Source organism: Kitasatospora sp. NPDC022856 (genome assembly GCF_055561235.1).
In genome coordinates this window covers 234,080-255,096 of the sequence record NZ_JBVHHE010000004.1, presented here as the reverse complement: position 1 = coordinate 255,096, position 21,017 = coordinate 234,080, and the positions used below count along the sequence as shown (strand labels likewise).

Below are 21,017 nucleotides of genomic sequence, written 5' to 3'. Positions count from 1 at the left end.
GGGAGCCGCCGGCCCGCCGATGGGTCCGCACCGGGCGGGACCGGCCCGCCCGGTGCGGGTCCGCTGATCGGCCTCAACGCCCCAGGACGGCGCCGCCGTTGACACCGATGACCTGGCCGGTGACGTAGCCGGCCTCCGGGGAGGCCAGGTAGGCGACGGCCGCCGCCACGTCCTCCGGGGTGCCGGCCCGGCCGACCAGGGTGGCGGCGATCTTGTCGGCGTGGAACTCCGGCGTCCAGCCGCTGCCGAAGATCTCGGTGGACTCGACGTAGCCGGGGGCGAGCATGTTGACGGTGATGCCCTCCGGGCCGAACTGCCGGGCGAGGCCGAAGCCCCAGCCGTGCAGGGCGGCCTTGGCGGCGGCGTAGGAACCGGCCGAGTGCGGGCCGGCCCCGCCGCGCTGGGCGGCGGCGGAGCTGATCAGGATCACCCGGCCGCCCGGTCGGCGCAGCCGGTCGGCGAGCGCGCCGGTGAGCAGGACGGCGGACAGGAGGTTGGTGTCCAGGTCCCGCCGCCAGGCCTCGGCCAGGGCTTCGAGGGAGGCGTCGGCGGGCGGGGTGATCACCGCGCCCGCGTTGTTGACCAGCACGTCCACCGGGCCGAGTGCCGCGATCGCCTCGGCCGCCGCCGCGACCTCGGCGGCCACCGTGAGGTCGGCCGCGACCGGCACCACGTCGCCCCCGATCTCCCCGGCGGCCTTCGCCAGCACCTCGGCCCGTCGTCCGACGATCGCCACCCGGTAACCGCGTCCGGCGAGTTCGGCGGCGACGGCCCGGCCGATCCCCGTCCCGCCGCCCGACACCACCGCGGTCCGTCGCTGCTCCATCGTGTGCGCCCCCTGCTCCTGCGTCGATCGACGACCCCGGCCCGGATCCTACCGAACGGTAACTTCCCGGCGGGTCCGAACGGCCGGCTCATGCGCCCGATCGGGCCGGCCCGCCGGCCCCGCCCGGGTGGAGCGGCTTGCCGTACACCGTCGAGCCGAGCCGGACGGTCATCCCCACCCGCTGGTACAGCGCGAGCGCGCCGGTCTCCGAGTGCGTCCACAGCGTGCACGCCCGCCGGCCGCGCCGGTGGAACGCGGCGAACGCCTCCCGCAACAGCGCCCGGGCGACGCCCCGGCCGCGGTGGTCCCGCCGGACCGCGACCCGCTCGATGTAGCCCTCGCCGGTCTCCGGCAGGTCCAGCGACAGCACCGCGCCGACCATCTCCCCGGCCGCGAACGCGACCGGCGAGAGCGCGGGCGCGAAGGTGTCCCGCTCGACGGTGTGCCGCGCCCACTCCTCGTAGGGCTTGCGCCGCACCTGCCACTCGTCGAACGCGTCCTCGGTGAGCCGGTACGCGGCCCGCTCGTCGCCGGCGCGGAACGGCCGGACGGTGATCCCGTCCGGTGGTACGGGCGCCGCCGGCCCGGCGGGCAGCGCGATCTCCAGCAGCCACTGCGTGACGAACGGCCCGTACCCGCGCGAACGCAGCAGCGCGTCGGCGGCGCGGTCGCCGTCCCGGACGGTCTGCGAGAGCCGCTCGCTGCCCAGCTCCCGGGCCCGCGCCTCGACCCAGTCGAGCAGCGCGCCGCCCAACCCCTGTCCCCGGTGCGCCGGGTGGACGTCCACCTTGCTCCGCCTACCGCCGTGCACCCAGGCCCGGGCGACCACGGTGCCCGCCGCGTCCAGCACCAGCAGCGTGTCGCGGGCCGGGTCCAGACCGGGCAGGGCCAGGTCGGCGGCCACGCCGTCGACCGCGTTCTCGGCCCCGCCGCCGGCGCCGCCGGGCAACTCGCGTTCGCGGGCGGCGACCAGCCGGTGGATCGCCGGTGCGTCGGCCGGGGTGGCGGCCCGGCTCCGGTAGTGGGCCGGGAGGGACGGCAGCGGAAGTCGGGGCATGCCGCGACTCTGCGCCATCGGCGGCCGCCCTGTCGACCGGATCGGGCGAGCCGACCCGGCCGGACGGGGCCCGGGGCCGCCTCCGGCACGATCGGGTGCGGAGGCGGCCCACTGGCCCGAGGCCGGTCGTCACCCTACGGACGGGGCATCGACCGCGTCGTTCGACCGGCCACGATCCCCGGCGGCGTGCGCCGCCGTCGATGCCCATCCCACACCATGAAGTGCGGTTGAGGTCAAGGCCGTACGGCGCGGGAAGTCGGCCGGTCCGACTTCTCGCGCGGCCGCGGTCACGGTGGCGGAAAAGGCCGCGGCGACGACACGGCTGCGCGGCCGCGGTCGCCGGGAGAAGGCCCGGCACCCGCGCCGCCACCGCCCCCGGCGCCCGCCGCACGAGGACCGCCCCCGACGGGTGTGCGGACCTGTCGGGGGCGGAGTCTCGGGGGCCTGCGATGGGTCATGCGGCGACCGGGTGGGCCGGGTCGTACGCCTCGCGCACCCGGGCCTGGGCCGCCGGCCCGGCCGCGAGGTGGTCGAGGCCGAGCAGCGCGGCGCCCAGCACCGGCGGCGCCACGACGACCCGCGGCTCGGCCAGCGGCGCCGCCGCGGCCAGACGCGCCGTCAGGTTGTCGAGCAGCAGCGGCTGCCGGGAGGAGAGCACCCCGCCGCCGAGCACCAGCGGGGTGGGCTCGTCCAGCAGGTCCAGGCGGCGCAGCGCGACGACGGCGAGCCGGGTGATCTCGTCGGCCTGCCGGTCGATCAGCTCCAGGGCGACCGGGTCGCCGGTCTCCGCCACCGCGAACAGCACCCGGACGATCTCGTGCAGCCGCCCGAAGGGCAGGTGCCCGAGGTGGATGGCCTCGGCGACGGTGCCGGTGTCCGGCAGGCCGAAGTGCTCGGCGATGGCGCGGGCGAGCCCGGTCGGGCCGCCGCGGCCGTCCTCGGCGCGGACGGCGTGCCACATGCTGCTGACGGCGAGGCCGCTGCCGCCGCCCCAGTCGCCGGTCAGCTCGCCGAGGGCGGGGAACCGGGCGGTGCGGCCGTCGGGCAGCAGGCCGACGCAGTTGATGCCGGCCCCGCAGACGACGGCCACGCCGCGCGGGCCGTCGGTGCCGGCCCGCAGCAGGCCGAAGGTGTCGTTGACGACGGTGTTGCTGAGGCCCCAGGGGTGCGACTCCAGGGCGGTGCGCAGGGCGGCCTCCTCCACCGGGAGGTCGGCGTTGGCGAGGCAGGCGCTGACGTGGGTGGTCAGCACACCGCTGCGGAAGGTCAGCCCGGCAGCGGTGGCCGCCTCCTCGACCAGCGGCGCGAGGCCGGCGACGGCCGCCGCGCCACCGATCTTCTGCGGTGCGAAGCCGCCGCCCCGGGCGGCGCCGAGCACGGTGCCGTCGGCGCCGATCAGGGCGACGTCGGTCTTGGAGTTGCCCGCGTCGATGGCGAGAACGCCGGGCAGTAGTGGTTCGGGCTGGTGGGTCATGAGGTCCCCGCGGCTCGTACGTGGCCCGGCCGTTGTCCCCGGCCGGGGGTGGTCGGTCTCCTCGCGGCCCGGCGGGCCGTCGCCGCGGTCGGCGGCGACGGCGGCCGGGGGCGCGGGCCGGACGGAACGGGCACGTCAGGCCCAGGCGAGGTGCTCGCGGTTGTGGGCGAGCAGCCGGTCCGTCAGCTGGTCGGCGAGTTCGATCTGGCCGACCAGCGGGTGGGCGAGCAGGGCGTCGAAGACCCGGTCGCGGCCGCCGTGCAGGGCGGCGTCGAGGGCGAGCCGCTCGTACGAGGTCACCGCGGCGATGAGGCCGGCGTACAGCGGCTCGACGGGGCGCTGCGGCAGCGGGCGCACGCCGGCGGCGTCCACCTCGGCGGGCACCTCGATCACGGCGTCGTCGGGCAGGAACGGCAGCACGCCGTCGTTGCGGGCGTTCACCACCTGCACGGACGTCCCGCCGCCGGTGCCCAGCAGGGCGGAGATCAGCTGGACGGCGGCCTCGGAGTAGAACGCGCCGCCGCGCTGCCCGAGCAGCTCCGGCTTGGTGTCCAGGGCCGGGTCGGCGTACATCTCCAGCAGCTGCCGCTCGATCTCGGCGACCTCGGCGGCCCGGGAGCCCTTGACCTTCAGCTCCTCCACGACCAGGTCGTGCTGGTAGAAGTACCGCAGGTAGTAGGAGGGCACCACGCCGAGGCGCTCGACGACGCGCCGCGGCAGCCGGATGTCGTCCGCGATCTCCTTGCCGAAGCCGGTGAGCAGCTCCGGCAGCACCTCGCGCCCGGTGGTCGCGCCCGGGGCGTCGAGCAGGGTGACGCCGCGCTCCCAGGTGAGGTGGTTGAGGCCGACGTGGTCGAGGCGGATCAGCTCGGGGTCGACGCCGAGGTGCCCGGCGAACCGCCGCTGGAAGCCGATCGCGACGTTGCACAGGCCGACGGCCTTGTGCCCGGCGCGCTGCAGCGCCCGGGTGACGATGCCGACCGGGTTGGTGAAGTCGATGATCCACGCGTCGGGGTTGGTCCGTCGGACCTTCTCGGCGATGTCCAGCACCACCGGCACCGTGCGCAGGGCCTTGGCCAGGCCGCCCGCCCCGGTGGTCTCCTGGCCGACGCAGCCGCACTCCAGCGGCCAGGTCTCGTCCTGGTTGCGGGCCGCCTGCCCGCCGACCCGCAGCTGCAGCAGCACCGCGTCGGCGTCGGCGACGCCCGCCTCGACGTCGGTCGTCGTGGTGACCACGGCGCCGTGCCCCTGCTTGGCGAAGATCCGCCGGGCCAGCCCGCCGATCAGCTCCAGCCGGTCGGCGGCCGGGTCGATCAGGACGAGTTCGGCGATCGGCAGGGTGTCGCGCAGCCGGGCGAAACCGTCGATGAGTTCGGGGGTGTACGTCGAACCGCCACCCACGATGGCCAACTTCAGTGCGGACATCAGCCCTTGACCCCTGTCAGTGTCACGCCTTCGATGAAGGCCTTCTGTGCGAAGAAGAAGAGGACGATCACCGGCGCCATCACCAGCAGGGTGGCGGCCATGGTGAGGTTCCAGTTGGTGTGGTGGGCGCCCTTGAACGACTCCAGGCCGTAGGAGAGGGTCCAGGCGTCGGGCTTGTTGCTGGCGTAGATCTGCGGGCCGAAGTAGTCGTTCCAGCAGTAGAAGAACTGGAACAGGGCGACGGCGGCGATGGCCGGCTTGGCCATCGGCAGCACGACCTTGAGCAGGGTGCGCAGGTCGCCGCAGCCGTCGATCCGGGCCGCCTCGATGTACTCCTTGGGGATGGTCATCAGGAACTGCCGCAGCAGGAAGATGGAGAAGGCGTCCCCGAAGGCCATCGGGATGATCAGCGGCCAGAGCGAGCCGCTCAGCCCGAGCTCCTTCGCCCAGAACAGGTACATCGGGATGATGGTGACCTGCGGCGGCAGCATCATCATCGAGATGACGGCCATCAGCGCCAGATTGCGGCCCCGGAAGCGGAACTTGGCGAGCGCGTAGGCCACCGGCAGGCTGGAGACGATGGTCAGCGCGGTGCCGAGGCCGGCGTACAGCAGGGTGTTGCGCCACCAGGTGAGGAAGCCGGGCGTGTTCCAGACCTTGGCGTAGTTGCCCCACTCCCAGGAGGTCGGCCAGTAGTCCGTGGTGAGCGCCTGGTTGTCCGTCATGACGGAGGTGAGGAAGGCGAAGACGAACGGCAGCAGGAAGAACAGCGTGGCGGCGATGGCGAGCGAGTGCACGGCCACCCAGTTGAGCAGCGCGCGGCGGCGGGCGGCGCGGGCGGCGGCGGTGGGGGCGCCGCGCCTGGCGGGCCCCTTCGCGGGGGCCTGCGCCGTGAGGGTGGAGCTGAGAGTCATGATCGTGTCCTCACTGGGCCCTAGTCGTCGTTCGACATGAAGCCGGACTTGCGGCGGAGCAGGATCGAGGTGACCGCCATCGAGATGGCGAACAGCACCAGGGCGACGACGCACGCCGCGCCGTAGTTGAAGCGCTGGAAGCCGAGGTTGTAGACCATCTGCGGCAGGGTCCAGGTGGAGCCCTGCGGGTAGCCGGGTTCGAACTGCTGCCCGGAGTTGCCCGCGTTGCCGCCGGCGACCTTCCCGGCGACGATCGCCTGCGTGTAGTACTGCATGGTCTGGATGACGCCGGTGACCACCGCGAACATGATGATCGGCGAGATGTTCGGCAGGGTGACGAACCGGAACCGCTGGAGCGGGCCGGCGCCGTCCAGTTCGGCGGCCTCGTACTGCTCCTTCGGGACGTCCAGCAGGGACGCCATGAAGATGACCATCAGGTCGCCGATCCCCCACATGGCGAGCATGGTGAGCGAGGGCTTGGACCAGGACGGGTCGGAGAACCAGCCGGGCTGCGGCAGTCCGATCTCGCCGAGGAAGTGGTTGACCGGGCCGGTGCCGGGGTTGAGCAGGAAGGCGAAGGCGACGGTCGCGGCCACCGGCGGTGCCAGGTACGGCAGGTAGAACGCGGTGCGGAAGAAGCCGGCGCCGGTCTTGACCTTGGTGATCAGCAGGCCGATGCCGAGGCCGAAGGCCACCCGCAGGCCGACCATGATGAAGACCAGCCAGACGGTGTTGCGCAGGCCCTGCCAGAACGCCGGGAGGTCGTTGAAGACGTAGTCCCAGTTCTGCAGGCCGGTGAAGGCCGGCGAGCCGAAGCCGTTGTACTTGGTGAAGGAGAAGTAGACCGTCGAGATCAGCGGGTACAGGAAGAAGACGCCGAAGCCGATCAGCCAGGGGGAGAGGAAGGCGAGGGTGCGGGCCGCCTCCCGGCGGCGCTTCCGGCGCAGCAGGTGCTGCGTGGAGGGCGCCGCCGGGTCGGTCGATCCGGGGCCCTTGCGGGTGCCGAACGCGAGTGACATGGGAGCTCCGTGGGCCGCTGGCTACTTGGCCTGGGCGATGGCGGCGTCGATCTCCTTGGCGGTGGCCGTCAGGCCGGCCGGGAGGTCCTTCTGCTGACCGGACTCGTAGGCGTAGCCGAGGTTCTGCAGCGACACGATGTACGCGCCGCCGTTGACGCTCGCCGGCGTGGTGCCGGAGTGCTGGTTCTTGGCGATGTCCAGGAAGGTCTTGAAGTTCGCGTCGCTGATCAGCTTCGGCGAGTTGAGCGCGTCGAAGGTGCTCGGCACGTTGTGGATCGCGTTGGCGAAGCTGACCACCGCGTCGGTGTCGGTGGTCAGGAACTTGACCAGCTCCCAGGCGGCGGCCTGCTTCTTGCTGGTGCTGGCGATGCCGACGATGGTGCCGGTCTGGTAGCCGCGGCCGTAGGTGTCGACCTGGTCGTCCGGCACCGGGAACGGCGCGGTGGCCCACTCGAAGTCGGGCTTGTTCTCGGCGAGCGAAGCGGTCCGCCACTCACCGTCGATGGCCATCGCGACCTGGCCGGTGTGGAAGGGGTTCTTGGCGCTGAACTCCTCGCCGAAGGTGGCGCGGAACTTGTCCAGCTTGTCGTAGCCGCCGAGCTTGTCGACCAGGCCCTTCTGCCAGGTCAGCATCGAGGCGATCTTGGGGTCGGTGGCGAGGTTCGACTTGCCGGAGCCGTCGAAGTAGCTGGGGCCCCACTGGCCGAGGAAGTGCTCGGTGGTCGACTCGTAGCCGTGGTAGAGCGGCATGAAGCCGAGCTGCTTGTAGCCGTCGCCCTCGGGGACGGTCAGCGCGGCCGCGGCGGCGGCGAACTCGCTGAAGGTCTTCGGCGCGGCGGTGATGCCGGCGGCGGCGAAGGCGGCCTTGTTGTAGTACAGGCCGAAGGCGTCGCCGAGCAGCGGCAGCGAACACTGGTTGCCCTGGTACTGCGTGTAGTTGAGCATCGCGGCCGGGAAGGTCTTGGCCGCGTCGATGTTGTCCTTGGCGAGGAAGGGCTTGAGGTCGGCGAAGGCCTTGGTCGAGCAGAACATGCCGACGTTGTTGGTGGTGAAGGAGGAGACCACGTCGGGGGCCGCGTCGCCGCCGGCCCGCAGCGCCTGGTTGACCTTGTCGTCGGCGATGTTGCCGGTCGTCTTGACGTGGATGTTCGGGTGGGCCTTCTCGAAGGCGGCGATGTTGTCGTTGATCGCCTTCACCTCGGAGTCCTGGCTCCAGCCGTGCCAGAAGCTGATGGTGACGTCCTTGCCGGAGGCGGAGTCGTCGCTGCCGCCGCCGTCGCTGGACCCGGTGCAGGCGGTGGCGAGCAGGGCCAGTACGGCGCTGCCGGTCACGGCGGCGATCGTCCGGCGGCTTCTGCGAGAGGTGGTGGAGTGCACTTCGAGATCCTCCTGGGGGCGCGCGGGCAGGCGTCATTGCCTCTGGTCCCGCGTAAGGGGGTTGGGGGAGAGGTGTGCAGGGGCTTTGGTGCAGGGCTTCGGTGCGGTGGGAACCGGCGGTGGGCGTGCGGCGGGGGCCGCGGTGGGACGGCCTTCAGTGCGTGGAGAAGACCGCCTCGCGAGCGGCTGCCAGGGCGCGTTGCAGTGCGCCGAGCAGGACGGGTGAGCCGGGCAGGGCACTGCTGCGGACCTCCGGCCGGGCGATCGAGATCCGGGCCAGCTCCTCCTCGACGAGGGCGCGCAGCCGCTCGCCGCCCGCGTTCGGCACGCCGCCGGAGACCACCACGAGCTCGGGGTCCACGACGGCGACGATCGCGGCCAGTCCGACGGCGAGCCGGCCGGCCAGCGCGGCGAGGAACTCGTCGCCGGCCCCCGGGGTCGCCAGGGCCTTGGCGAGCGACTCCTCCGCGCTGGGCGCGCCGAGCCCGTACTCGCGGGCCAGGGCCCGGACGGCGGGTGCGCCGGCCAGCTCCTGGAACCCGCCGGAGTTGCGGCGGCGGACGTCCCGCACCACCGGCGAGCCGGGGACGGGCATGTAGCCGACCTCCCCGGCGCCCCCGGTGAAGCCGCGGTGCAGCCGGCCGGCGATCACGATCGCCGCGCCGATGCCCTCGCCGGCCCAGAGCAGGACGAAGTCCTCGAACCCGCGCGCCGCGCCGGAGGCCTGCTCGGCGACGGCGGCCAGGTTCACGTCGTTCTCGATCGACACCGGTGCGCCGATCGCCTCGGAGAGGTCCTGCACCAGTCGCGGGGAGTGCCAGCCGGGCAGGTGGGAGGCGTAGCGGAGCTTGCCGGTGACGGGGTCGGGCGCGCCGCCGACGCCGATCGCCACCGTGCGCAGGGCGCCCTCGGCGAGCCCGGCGGCCCGGACCGTCCCGGCGACGGCCGCCGCGACCCGGGTGACCGTCTCGGCGGCGGTCCAGCCCTTGGTCGGTACGACGTGCTCGGCCAGCGTGACGCCGGTGATGTCGGCGACCGCGATCCGGGCGTGGCTGTTGGTGACGTCCAGGCCGGCGACGTGACCGGCGGCCGGGTTCACCTGGTACAGCTGCGCGTTGGGGCCCGGCCCGCCGGCGGTGGTGCCCACCGGCAGGACGAGCCCGGCCGCCTCCAGGCGGGCCAGCAGCTGGGAGGCGGTGGGCTTGGAGAGGCCGGTCAGGGTGCCGATCTGGGTCCGCGAGAGCGGGCCGTTCTCCAGTAGCAGTTCGAGGGCCGCGCGGTCGTTGATGGCGCGCAGCAGGCTGGGGGTGCCGGCGAGGGGGGCCTTGGCGGATGGTCTGCTCACGACGCGGATCCTCCTCTCCTGACACGTCACGGTGATCACCGGGTGGGCTCGAAGCGAACTGTTAGGAAACTTTCCAGTCGCTTGGACAGGACCGTACGGTCCTCGTCAGGAGGGTGTCAATGGTCCCTCCGGCGGTGGATGCCGAAGCGTTACCGGGCAGCGCGAAGCCCCGCTCCCCGATGTCCGGGAGGCGGGGCTTTGCTCCGGTTCGCGCCGCGCTCCGGCGCCGTCGGCGCCCGGGTGCGCGGGTCGCCCGGGCCGGGCGGCGGGGCCGTCGGCGTCCGGGCGCCCGGGCCGTCAGGGCGCCTTGGAGGCGTCGTCGGCGGGCTTGACGGGAGCCGGTATCGGCGCCGTCGCGAGGTAGCGCGGCGAGGCCGGGTCGGCCAGCGCGGACGGCGGGGCGGTGTCGGCGGACGGTGTCACCGAGGCGGCCGTCAGCACCACCCCGGAGGCCGCCGCCCCGGTGGCCGCGGCGACGCCGGCGGCGGCCGGCGGCTCCTCCTTGACCTTGATCCCGGCCTGGTCGAACGCGGTCTTCAGCCGGTGCCGCAGCGCCCGGGCGACCGACAGCGCCTTGCCCGGGGCGGTGCGCGCCTCGACCCGCAGCACCACCGAGTCCACCGCGACGGACTCCACGCCCAGGATCGAGACCGGCGCCCAGACCAGCTCGTCGAACGGCGCCTCCTTGGCCAGCGTCTCCGCGGTCTCCTGGATCAGCGCCTCGACCCGGGCCAGGTCCTCCTTGTAGCCGACCTGGACGTCCACCGAGGCGGTCGACCAGCCCTGGCTCATGTTGGCGATCCGCTTCACCTCGCCGTTGCGGATGTACCAGATCTCGCCGCCCGCGCCGCGCAGCTTGGTGACCCGCAGGCCGACCTCCAGCACCGTGCCGGTGGCCACCCCGGTGTCGATCTCGTCGCCGACGCCGTACTGGTCCTCCATGATCATGAAGACCCCGGAGAGGAAGTCCGTGACCAGGTTGCGGGCGCCGAAACCGATCGCCACACCGGCCACACCGGCACTCGCCAGCAGCGGCGCCAGGTTCACGCCGAGCGCCGAGAGGACCATCAGCGCGGCCGTGCCCAGGATGCTGAACGACGCGACGCTGCGCAGCACCGAGCCGATCGCCTCGGAGCGCTGCTGCCGACGCTCGGGGTTGACCACCCCGGTGTTGGCCAGCAGCCCGCCGAGCCGGCCGGGCTCCTCGTCGGCCTCGTTCGGCTTGATCATCCGCGCTATCAACTGGGTGATCAGCTTGCGCACCACGGCCCGCAGCACCAGCGCCAGCACGACGATGAAGACGATCCGCACCCCGCCGGCCAGCCAGTCCTGCCAGTGCGAGTCGAACCAGCCGGCCGCCTGCTTGGTGGTGTCGCTGACCTCCTGCGCGCTGGTCGGGATTCTGAGGTCGAACTGCGGCAGCTGCGGGGCCGTGGGGCTCGGGGACGGGCTCGGCGGCGTGGACGAGAGCGTCGTGGACGCGTCGGCGAGGAGACCGGCGGCACCGGACCTGAACACGTGCGGGGACCTTCCTGCAGGGGGCGTGGCACAGCCCGCCGACGCGGAAGCACACCCGGGGCCTGCGGACCGTCCGCCTTAGCCTATCCGCCGTCCGGCCGCGCCCCGGACACGCCGGGCGGCCGCCACCCGCCCGGCGGGAGCCGCTCCGGGGCGCGTGACCACGGGCCGGACGCCCCGTCAACGCCCCGGCACGCCCCGGGTCGGGCCCCCGGGCGACCCCCGCGCGGCCCCCGAACGGTGCCGGGACGGCCCGGGCGCCGTCCGGGCGGCACCCGGGTGGCCCGCTGCTCCGAGCGGGCGAAGGGTCCTCCGGGAGGGCACCCGGGTGCAACCAGTCCTTCGCCCGGGCATATCGGGTATGACAGAACCCACACCCGGAGTTCACATCCGCTCCGTTACACAGGAGTGGTGGCGCCGTACAAAGGCGTAAGGCGACACTGGGGGAGATCACGCACCCGTTGCGCGGTCGAACCGCTCGTCCCGGCGCGAGCCACGCGCCGCAGGCGTCCAAGGAGGCATCCGTGCCGCATGTCCTGGTCCTCAACGCGTCCTACGAGCCGCTCGGCGTCGTATCGATGCGCCGCGCACTCATCCTGGTCCTCAACCACAAGGCGGTCAGCCTGGAGGACTCGGGAGTCACTCTGCACAGCGCCACCAGCGCCCTTCCGGCGCCGTCCGTCGTCCGTCTGACCCGCTTCGTCCGGGTCCCGTTCTGCGGGCCGGTCCCGCTCACCCGCCGGGCGCTGTTCGCCCGCGACCACGGCCGCTGCGTCTACTGCGGGGCCGCCGCCACCAGCGTCGACCACGTCATCCCGCGCAGCCGGGGCGGCCAGCACCGGTGGGACAACGTGGTGGCAGCCTGCCGCCGCTGCAACCACACCAAGGCCGACCGCCACCTCACCGAACTCGGTTGGCGGATGAAGCGCCCGCCCGCCCCGCCCAGCGGCCTGGCCTGGCGCATCATCGGCACCGGGATCAAGGATCCGCGCTGGCGGCCCTACCTGGAGCCGTACGGCGGCGGCGACCAGCTGCACGCCCCGCAGTGGGCCGAGTACGAGCACCACGACCATACCGAGGCCGCGCACGCGCTGCCGCTCACCCGGGCGCACGGCGCCCACGCCGCCCCCGTCCGCCGCGGTGAGCAGGCCGAACCGCTCTCCGCCTGACCCCGCTCCACCAAGGGCTTGCCCGTCATATCTCCGGTACGCCTCATGGGCCGCCGCGCACCCCGTATCGGGGAGCGCGGCGGCCCGCCGTTCGAGGGCCCGTCACGGCGGGCGCGACCTCCGGGCCCGCCCGGCCCGGCACGGCCCCGCGCGGCGGGCTCCGCTACGGCTTCCGCGCGGCTACGGCTTCCGCGTGGCTACGGCTTTCGCGCGGCTACGCCTTCCGCGTGGCCACGGCTTCCGCGCGGCCACGGCTTCCGCGTGGGCTACGGCTTCTGCGAGGGCGATCCGGACGGCGTCACCGGTGCGGTGGTCGCGGGCGGGGCGGCCGGCACCGCGGGCGTGGCCGGTACCGCCGGGGTGCCCGGTGTCGTGGCCGGCTGCCCGGCCGCCGCCGGGTCGGTGACGGCGTACAGCTCCACGCCCCAGAGCGAGTAGCCGTACTTGGTCGCCCGGGCGACGCCCTGGACCCGCAGGAACTTCGCGTCCGGCGCGTCGAACCGCACCGTCTCGTTGCCGCCCTTGCCGTCGTCGACCGTCGCCACCGTCGTCCAGGAGACGCCGTCCGCCGAGGCCTGGATCTTGTACGAGGAGGCGTACGCGGCCTGCCAGTGCAGCACCGCCGAGCCCAGGTGGGCGGCCTTCGGCAGCTCCAGCTGGACCCAGGCGTCGTCCTTGGCGGGGGAGGACCAGCGGCTCTTCGGGTCGCCGTCGGCCACCGCCGAGGCGGGGAAGGCCGAGGTCTCGTCGGCCGAGGAGGCGGCCTTCGCGGTACCGGCGAGGTCCGGGCCGCCGGTCGGCGGCACCACGTGCACCTGCAGCACCTGCCGCACGGTGGTCGAGCCGGTCACGAACTGCACCGGCACCTGGTAGGTACCGGACGGCGTCCCCGGCGCGGCGCTGATCAGCAGCGGCACGCCCACCCGGCCGCCGCGCGGCACGCTCACCCCGGAGGCCGGCGCCACGGTCAGGCCCTTGGCCACGGCCGGCACCTCGGTGCGCAGCTCGCCCACCGCGCCCTCCGGCCGGCCCGCCTCGATCATCGCGCGGGCCTGCACCGGCGCGGCCGCGCCGGTCACCACGTCCAGCGCGGCGTCCGCCAGGCTCAGCCGGGCGGCCGGGGCGTCCGCGTACCAGGGGATCACCTGGTTGACGACCGGCGGCTCCCCGCCGGGCTTCCAGGCCAGCCGGAAGGCGTCCGCGCTCTGGCCGCCGGCCGGCAGCTCGTTGTAGCCGGGCTGCACGGTGCCGATCTCCGCCCAGCTGCCGTCGGCGCGCCGCACCGAGACGGTGGCCGAGGCCCGCACGGTCGGGTCGGTGAGGACGGTCAGCCGGTCCAGCGGCCGGGCCGCGCCCAGCTCGACGGTGAGCGGCTCGTCGGCGGCGGTCGGCGCGGTGGCCGCCCGGTAGGCGGTGTCCGGGTTGCCGTCCAGCACGGCGCCGGCCGAGGCGCCGGGCAGCGCGGCCGGGCCGCCGGTGACACTGGCCGGGGCCTCGTCCGGCGCGGTCACGGTGAACTCGCGGACCGCGACGGCCGTCTTCTGGGCGGCGGTGGCCCGCAGCCGCACCCCGCGCACGACCGCCCCGCCGGGCAGCTGGGCGGTGACGCTCTTCTGGTTCCTCACCTGGGCGAGCTGCTTCCAGCCGCCCTCGCCGGTGGAGTACTCCAGCACCCCGTCGTGGATGTAGTCGTCCAGCGCGTTCTGGCCGTCCGGGCCGCTGCCCCAGGAGCCCATCAGCACGGTGACGCTGCCGACCGGGCGGCCGCCGCCGAGGTCGAGGCCCACCGAGTCGCCGGGCTGCGGCGGCGCCGAGCTCCAGTAGAAGGTGTCGGCCACGCCGTCGGTCATCAGCGCCGGCAGGTGGTCGTGCGCGGTGCCCAGGGTGGTGGTCGGGGCGGCCCCGCCGCCGACCACGCCGGCCCAGTTGTCGGCGGCCCGCACGGCGCGCTCCAGGAACGGGCCGAGCACGCCCGCCCCGACCGTCGCCGGGCTCTGGGCGAGCTGCTCGCGCAGCTTGTTGAGCTCCACCCGGGCCCGCCAGGCCGCCGCGCCGTCGCCGCCGCGCTGGGCCAGCAGCATGTCCAGCGCCGCCTGGCCGGCCAGGCCGTAGTCGCGCAGCGGGGCCAGCCAGGCGCCGGCCTCGGCGGCCAGCGGGGCGGTGGCCGGGGTGGCGCTCAGGGTCTGCTGGGCGCCCGCCATCGCGGCGAAGGACTCCCGCAGCGGGGCCGCCGCCTCTATCAGCCGGGCGAGGTCGGGCGCCGCGCCGGCGTTCGGCTCGGCGGTCGCCCAGAAGCGCTCCAGCAGCGGGTTGAGGTAGCCGGACTCCTCCTTGGACAGCGGTGAGGAGGAGCTGTTGCCGGCCAGCGCGGTGACGGAGGCCAGGACCGCCCCGGCCGGGGCGGCGGTGGCGCCGGCCGGGCCCGCCAGCGAGCGCAGCGCGGCCTGCCAGGAGTCCTCCGGCTTGTACCCGCCCGGGTTCCAGGCGAAGTCCCCGGCGGTCGCCAGGGCGATCCGCGAGGCCACCGGCTGCTCCATCGCACCGGTCAGCATGACGGCCGACCGGGTGGCGACCTCGGCGTCCCGGCCGGTGTAGGCGCCGAGGAAGAGCCTGTCCGGGTTGGCGTCGTTCACCGGGTAGTTGTCCATGGTGACCAGCGGGTGCCCGTACAGCTCGGCGGTCTCGGCGGCCTGAGCGCCCGTGATCTTCTCCGGGATCACCCCGACACCGCTCCAGGCCACCTGCACGCCCGCCGGCAGCGCCGCCGCCAGCGCCTTGCGGTACGGCGTGGAGCCCTGCTGGTGGTACTCGGTCGGCACCACGGACAGCGGCGCCAGCCCCGGGTGCTTCGCGATCAGCCGGTCCTGCACCTTGGCCGCCAGCTCGGCCTGCGCCTTGGCGGCGGCGGCCGGACCGGTGCCGTACTTGGAGCGGTCGTCGCCGCAGTGCCACTCGTCGTAGGAGACGTCCAGGAACTGCAGCTGGAAGGCGGTGAAGCCGAGCGCCCGCAGCCCGTCCAGCTTGGCGACCAGCGCGTCCGCGTCCTTGGCCGAGCTGTAGCAGAACGACTGCCCCGGGTCGATCGCGTAGCCGGCCGTCACGTGGTTCGCCCCGGCCCGGGCGGTCAGCGCCTTGAGGTCCTCGGCCCGGGCCGCCGGGTAGGCGTCGCGCCAGCGGGAGAGCCGGTACGGGTCGTCACCGGGGGCGTAGAGGTAGAAGTTCTGCTTGGAGCGGCCCAGGAAGTCCAGCTGGTCGAGGCGCTGCTGCTGGCTCCACGGGGTGCCGTAGAACGCCTCCGCGGTACCGCGCACCGGTGCGCCGGACGGCCAGTCGCGCAGCGTGATCCCGGGCAGCCCGAGACCGGCCGCGCCCGGCGCCTGCCCCTGTCCGGCCGGTACGGCGGCCAGCAGCTGGCGCATGCTCTGCGCCGCGTAGAAGGTGCCCGCCTGGTCGGCCCCGGCCAGCACCACCACGCCATACGTCCCGCCGCCCGGGGCCGGCAGCTGGCCTGCCGAGAGCACGTACCCGCCGGCCGGCATCCCCGCCGTGGAGGGCGCACCGCCGTCCTTGCCGCCGGCCGCCGCGGTCAGTTCGCGCAGCGCCCGGTCGACCTCGCCGCCGGCCTCCTCGGCCGGTCCGCCGACGTAGACCACCAGCGATCCGGCGGCCGGCGTCCCGGCCTCCGCCTGCGGCGTCACCGTGGTGGCCCCGGCCACGCCCAGCACCTCGCGCACGGTGTCCACCGCGCCGTGGTCCGCCTTCGCCGAGGTCACCAGCGTCACCGCGGCGGGCACCGTGACCGGCCTGCCGGCCACGCTCTGCTCCTGCGGCCGCGGGAAGACCTGAGGGTTGCTCACACTGCCCAGCGGCGTCTGCGCCGCGGTGCTCACCACGTCCGACCCGGGGCTGTAGGCGTACGCGGCCGGGCCGCTCACCAGCAGCCCGCCGACCACGGCCGCGGCCGAGAGCGTCGCCGCCACCTGCAGCGTCCGGCGCCGGCTCGGCGTCCAGGCCCGGGCCCGCTCGGCCCGCACCGACGCCAGCAGCGGCTCCGTGCCCTTGAGATCCGCGATCAGCCGGTCCGCCGTCCGGGGCGCCAGCTGACGGCACGTCCGCGCCGTCGCCCGCCGCGCCGCCAGCGCCGCCGGGTGCTGCAACACGTCCCGCAGCGCCGGACTCTGCTCCAGCTGCTGCCTCAACCGCCGCCCCGCGGCGACGGACACTCGGGCTTGCACAGGAGCCTCCTCGCCAGGCATCGACCACAACGCGCCAAAGCCCACCAGTTGGCCATGCCGGTGTCAACGTCACCGACGGGTATGCCAAGTTTGTCCTTTTTGTACTTTCATCACCCTGCTGCCGGAAACCCCCCGGGTCCGTTCCGCCGATCACTCGGCGGAACGGACCCGGGGGGCTGCTCATGCTCCCGGTCGGGAACCGGGCATCACGACAGCGGTGGGGCGGGGAGGACGGCTGTCCTCAGTGCGGAAACGATCCACTGCTGGGACGCGCCGGGGTGGCAGTCCCAGAGCTGCAGCCGGTTCCCGTTGGTGGCACTCCAGCCCGGCAGGTCCAGACAACGGCCGGAATCCGGGTGGAACAGTGTGTTGTCGGCGAGGGGGATCCACTTCTGCGATTCGGTGCCGTTGCAGGTGCGGTACTCCATCTTCACGCCGTTGTCGCGCCCTGCTCCGACCGGCGTCAAGCATCCGCCCAGCACCCGGACCGTCCCGTCGTTGCCGAGCGAGAACTGCTGGGAGGTGTCACCGTGACAGTCCCAGAGCTGAATCGGGGTGCCGTCGGCGGTCCCGAAACCGGCGTCGTCCGCGCACATCGACGGGTTGACGGCGGACTGGACGGTGCTCCTGGCACCGGAGGCGGCCGGTCCGACCGCGAACGGGTAGACGGCGGTGCTGCTGATGCTCCCGTCGAAGCTGGTGCTCGCGGCCGACTGGTACTTGTACCGGCCCAGCGCGAACGGCCCGGAGGACGGCGGGCTCTCGTTGTCCTTGTGATAGCCCGTCGCGGCGAGCACACCGTCGACGTACAGCGACATCAGTCCGGTGCCCGCGTTGTACGAGGCGGTGAGTCTGGTCCAGACGCCCGGTCGGACCGCCGCTGAGGCGTTCGTCGTGCTCGTCCAGTGATAGGGCCAGTTGTCGTCGTCGCCGTAGGCGAGCGCGAAGACCCAGTTCCGCCCGGCGCCCTCGCTGTACAGCATGAAGTTGCTGCCGTGGGTGGTGTCCTGGCTCGCAACCACACCCCCGCCGGAGCCGGACTTGGCCCAGCTGGAGACGGTGAAGCTCTTGCGGGTGTCGACCACCGGGCCGGACATGGTGATCACCGAGCTGTCCGCAGGGCCGAACCTCGCGACCGTGGTGCTGCGCCCGCCCACGGTGTCCTGAGCCCAACCGACCCGATCGGCGCGGGCGTTCGTCCGGCCTTGGCCGTCGGTGACGGAGTCGGTGCCGTTCGGGGCGGCCAGCCAGTTGCCGATCGGCCGGTTGAGGTTGCCGAGCACGACCGGTTCCGCGGCCAGCCCGGTGACGGTCGGGCCGCTCTTCGGGGTGCCTGCGGACGTGGAGCCGACACCACTCCAGACCACCAACTGCTTGTTGGTGTCGACAGCCCAGAGATCGGGGATTCCGTCACCGGTGAGGTCACCGTCGCTGCCGATCTTCGGGTACAGCTTCGCATCGAAGCCACCGCCGATCCAGCCTTGCGCGGGGTCGGCGAACGCGGCGGCGTCGAACGTGGAGCCGTTCTTCTTGAACGCATACGCGTGGATGGTGCCGTCGACCTTCGAACGGGTCCAAAGGGTAGGCGTGTCCGAACCCTTGGCGGGTCCTGGGGCTATCAGGTCGTAGGAGCTCCAGTCCTGGTTGTTCTGAGAGAGCAGGAATGCCGACCCCAATTGCTGAGTGCCGTCCGCACGAGCCAGCCACAACCTGCCGTTGTCGATGTAAAGCACGGAGGTACGGGGAAGGCCCAGCAGCCCTGTGCCACGCTTGATCGGCGTGTCCCCTTCGGGGGAGCCGAAAGCCGCGATCTGCGTGACGGTCGACCAGTTGGTCCCGGCGCCGTAGTCGGCGCAGGAGATCGGTGTGGCATCCGCCAGCATGCATTCCGTGGGCTTGAGCAGCTCGACGTTGGCCTGACTGTCGAAACGTCCGACTATTCCGTCGTTGGCATACAGGCGGGCGATAGGATCCCCGGGCACGTGTGCGATCAGATCGTCGTAGTTCTGGTCGGTGAACGAGCCGCGGTGGGTGACGTCGACGCCCTCCCAACCGCCACCGCCGGGTGCACCGGCGTTCAGGGCGCCCGCCGCGCTGTGGGGGTCCGTTCCGGCCCCCGTCAGCCGCAGGTTCCCGGCGCCATCGGGAAGCAACACGTCCGGGTTGGAGTCGTAGTCGAGGTCACCGTAGACCGGTGCGGGGCCGGCGGGGTTGTGCGGGACGTAGTAGGTGTACGCGACGGGCTGGGACATGTTGCCGGCGTTGTCCTGGGTTTGCAGGTAGAGGAAGTTGGTGCCCCAGCGCCACGGCGTCAGCGACAGCTGGTAGGCCCCTGCGCCGTTCATCTTGACGATGTTTCCGCCGTCGTTGCAGTTCCATCCGGTGGCCGCGGCCTGGACCGGGTCGGCGGTCCAACGGGCGCACGCCAGACCCGACGACCGACCGCCGGTGGCCGGCGCGGGGTCGGTACCGGTGAGCGTGAACGTGCCCTCCTGGCCGACGAGCTTCGGGTGGCCGCCGAGCGTGCCCGACTCCGGGAAGTCCGTCGAGGTGATCCTGGCGGTCGGCGGCGTCCGGTCGATGCGCAGGAAGCACATGTCGGTGTTCCCGCTGTGCAGTGTTCCGTCGTCGGTCACGCCGTACCAGCCGTACTGGTGGCCGTCGATCAGTGAACCGACGTCGAAGTTGACCCGACCGGAGCCGGCACCCCACCCGGTCTCGTATGTCTTGGACGAGCCGCCGTCGTCGTCGTCCCAGATCTTGAACGTGGTCCAGAGCTGCTGGCCGGTCGGCGACCAGGTGTCGGCGCTGATGTTGATGTCGGTGTTGGCCCCGATCCACCCCGGGTTGTCCCAGGGATTGACGGTGCCGCGGGTCTTGCAGGCATCGAAGACGGCATCCTCGGCGAAGCCGGGCGTGGGGCTGGTCGCCGGCGTGCTGACGAGCGGCGCGATGTCGTAGGTGACCACGACGTGCGGGTTGTTGGCGAACCGCTGCCGGTAGTACTTGTTGGTCTCGTCATCGGGGGAGAAGGCGAAGGTCCAACCTCCCCACTTCTCGGCGGCCGCCCGGGCCATCAGGGAGGTCACGTCGAACTCGACCCCGCCGGCGCCCTTGAGCCAGGTCGTGGTGATTTTGGAGCAGGCGGCCCCGATCGGTCCCTTGCCGCACGGCTGGGCGTTCCAACGGGTCCACTGGTTGATCGGGTTGTCGTTGCCCGAGCCGGTCGAGTACAGGTTCATCGGTGTGGACGTGCTGGGGCTGGACGAGCGCACCACGTTGGCGTAGAGCGTGGCGTTCAGCACCGTGGAGTTCCAGAACTGCGAACTGAGGCCGAGCTGGAAGTAGGCCCGCTCGCGTCCCTTCCGCTCACAGGGGTTGGCGCTGTCGACGTAGTCGCAGTACCCGGCGGCCGGCTTGTCCTGGTCGTAGACGGTGCCGTTGTACTCCGGGTTGTCCGGCCAGCCCTCCTGGACCTGGGCCCAGGCCTGGGCGCCGTTGTCGACGCTCGGGTTCCAACCCGGGTCGATGTACCAGGGGCCGGTGCCCTGTCCGAGAACCGTCGTGTCGGGCACCAGGTCGATCCCGCTGCCGCTCACGGTTGTGGCGACCGGCGCGATCTTCGCATGGTCGCCGGGTGCCTCCGCGCTCGAGGGCACCGGGCCAGTAGTGCTGTCCGCCTGCGGTGCCTCGGCGGATTTTCCGAGGGTCGTCGGCTGCGCGGCGGCCGGTGCGGCTGCGGAGTCCCACATCACCGGGACCGGGGCGGTGAACCTGACCTTGCCCTCGGCGTCCTCGGCCGTCAGGTTGCCGTGTGTGTCGGCCTTGACCATCAGACCGTCGCCGGAGACGTCCAGGTGGAACTGCTTGACCCGAGGGTCGGCCGCCGCCGTCACCGTACGGACGATCAGAACCTGCCGCCAGCCGCCGGCCGCGGTGGCGCTCAGCTGCAGATCGACGTCCGGCAGGACGGACCGGTACAGGGCACTGTCGCCGTCGAGTTGGGGCTTGGGGAGGTCGAAGGGAGCCTTGAACGCGAGCTTCTTCCCGTCCGACGTCGTCATGGTCGCCATCGGACCCTTGCCGCCTCCGGAGAACGTCAGCGCGGAGGGGACGGCGGCAGGAGTCAACGTGCCGTCGGACGCGGTGCGCAGGGTCGCATCGATGGCGCGCCACGTTCCGTCGTTGTTCCTGACGCGTTCCGCCACCGGACTGGAGTCGGTGGTCAGCGTTCCGTCGGGGTTGGCCGAGGTCAGGCTCCCCGCGCTGGTGAGTCTGTCGACCACGACGGGCTTGCCGGTGCTCTTCGCCTGAGCCGTCGCCTTCGCGACGGCCGCCGCCTGCTCGCCCTGCGCCGGCTTGGCAGGGTGAGCGGGCCAGGAGGGATCGGCGGGTCCGTGGTGGCGATCGGACACCGGAGCGGCTGCCGCCGTCTGAGGGGCAACCAGCACGGTGGTGCCGAGGGCGAGGGCCGAGGCGCAGGCGAGTGGGAGAAATGCTGCCCCGAACGTCCGACTTGCCGTAGTTCGCCTGCGAGACATGAGTACGGACGGTTTTGACCTTGGCATGAGTACCTGTCATCCGAGTGAAGTGAGCAGGGTCGTCCGCACGCTGCCTTCACGTCCGCTTCGCTGTCAAAGCGTTTTGTCGACAGGGTG

General features: G+C 73.1%; 12 protein-coding genes. 1 reads left to right on the top strand and 11 read right to left on the bottom strand.

All coding sequences use genetic code 11. The annotated features are described in order from the left end of the window. Positions 1-73: 73 nt before the first annotated feature. The 9 genes from ACZ34W_RS07545 to ACZ34W_RS07505 all read right to left on the bottom strand — a co-directional run bounded on the left by ACZ34W_RS07545 (position 74) and on the right by ACZ34W_RS07505 (position 10,955). Positions 74-826, bottom strand: a complete 753-nt coding sequence (locus ACZ34W_RS07545; RefSeq protein WP_465602403.1) for an SDR family NAD(P)-dependent oxidoreductase — start codon at positions 824-826, stop codon at positions 74-76. An 88-nt stretch (positions 827-914) separates the two neighbouring features. Next, a complete protein-coding gene (locus ACZ34W_RS07540; protein WP_465602401.1) occupies positions 915-1,883 on the bottom strand; it encodes a GNAT family N-acetyltransferase in 969 nt (322 codons plus the stop codon). A 454-nt stretch (positions 1,884-2,337) separates the two neighbouring features. Then, the gene (locus tag ACZ34W_RS07535) at positions 2,338-3,357 is read right to left on the bottom strand and encodes an N-acetylglucosamine kinase (RefSeq protein WP_465602400.1); all 1,020 of its coding nucleotides are present in this window, start codon (positions 3,355-3,357) and stop codon (positions 2,338-2,340) included. A gap of 135 nt (positions 3,358-3,492) precedes the next feature. Then, on the bottom strand, positions 3,493-4,773 hold the full coding sequence (locus ACZ34W_RS07530; protein WP_465602495.1) for a 6-phospho-beta-glucosidase: 1,281 nt from the start codon (positions 4,771-4,773) through the stop codon (positions 3,493-3,495). An 8-nt stretch (positions 4,774-4,781) separates the two neighbouring features. Continuing rightward, complete coding sequence (locus tag ACZ34W_RS07525; RefSeq protein ID WP_465602398.1) at positions 4,782-5,696, bottom strand: carbohydrate ABC transporter permease; 915 nt, start codon at positions 5,694-5,696, stop codon at positions 4,782-4,784. A 20-nt stretch (positions 5,697-5,716) separates the two neighbouring features. Continuing rightward, the gene (locus ACZ34W_RS07520) at positions 5,717-6,715 is read right to left on the bottom strand and encodes a carbohydrate ABC transporter permease (protein WP_396489919.1); all 999 of its coding nucleotides are present in this window, start codon (positions 6,713-6,715) and stop codon (positions 5,717-5,719) included. 21 nt (positions 6,716-6,736) lie between these two features. Next, positions 6,737-8,047 carry an extracellular solute-binding protein gene (locus tag ACZ34W_RS07515; RefSeq protein ID WP_359809007.1) on the bottom strand — a complete coding sequence of 437 codons (1,311 nt, stop codon included), beginning with the start codon at positions 8,045-8,047 and terminating at the stop codon, positions 6,737-6,739. 199 nt (positions 8,048-8,246) lie between these two features. Beyond that, positions 8,247-9,437: an ROK family transcriptional regulator gene (locus tag ACZ34W_RS07510; RefSeq protein ID WP_329489969.1), complete on the bottom strand. Its 1,191-nt coding sequence runs from the start codon at positions 9,435-9,437 to the stop codon at positions 8,247-8,249. A gap of 297 nt (positions 9,438-9,734) precedes the next feature. Beyond that, complete coding sequence (locus tag ACZ34W_RS07505; protein ID WP_329489970.1) at positions 9,735-10,955, bottom strand: mechanosensitive ion channel family protein; 1,221 nt, start codon at positions 10,953-10,955, stop codon at positions 9,735-9,737. Between the two features lie 524 nt (positions 10,956-11,479). Here ACZ34W_RS07505 and ACZ34W_RS07500 point away from each other — a divergent pair. Further along, a complete protein-coding gene (locus ACZ34W_RS07500) occupies positions 11,480-12,124 on the top strand; it encodes an HNH endonuclease (RefSeq protein ID WP_329489971.1) in 645 nt (214 codons plus the stop codon). Positions 12,125-12,390: 266 nt separating this feature from the next. Here the strand turns inward: ACZ34W_RS07500 and ACZ34W_RS07495 are convergent, their stop codons facing one another. Together ACZ34W_RS07495 and ACZ34W_RS07490 are read right to left on the bottom strand one after the other, a co-directional pair. After that, positions 12,391-16,359, bottom strand: a complete 3,969-nt coding sequence (locus ACZ34W_RS07495) for a beta-N-acetylglucosaminidase domain-containing protein (RefSeq protein WP_465602394.1) — start codon at positions 16,357-16,359, stop codon at positions 12,391-12,393. Between the two features lie 206 nt (positions 16,360-16,565). Continuing rightward, positions 16,566-20,774 (bottom strand): ricin-type beta-trefoil lectin domain protein, encoded by a 4,209-nt coding sequence (locus ACZ34W_RS07490; RefSeq protein ID WP_465602392.1) that lies wholly within the window; start codon positions 20,772-20,774, stop codon positions 16,566-16,568. Between the last annotated feature and the right edge of the window lie 243 nt (positions 20,775-21,017).

Excerpts from the sequence above, each read along its gene's own strand:
- ACZ34W_RS07525 (WP_465602398.1), bottom strand. The coding sequence starts at position 5,696 with ATGACTCTCAGCTCCACCCTCACGGCGCAGGCCCCCGCGAAGGGGCCC.
- ACZ34W_RS07545 (WP_465602403.1), bottom strand. The coding sequence starts at position 826 with ATGGAGCAGCGACGGACCGCGGTGGTGTCGGGCGGCGGGACGGGGATC.
- ACZ34W_RS07520 (WP_396489919.1), bottom strand. The coding sequence starts at position 6,715 with ATGTCACTCGCGTTCGGCACCCGCAAGGGCCCCGGATCGACCGACCCG.
- ACZ34W_RS07535 (WP_465602400.1), bottom strand. The coding sequence starts at position 3,357 with ATGACCCACCAGCCCGAACCACTACTGCCCGGCGTTCTCGCCATCGAC.
- ACZ34W_RS07540 (WP_465602401.1), bottom strand. The coding sequence starts at position 1,883 with ATGCCCCGACTTCCGCTGCCGTCCCTCCCGGCCCACTACCGGAGCCGG.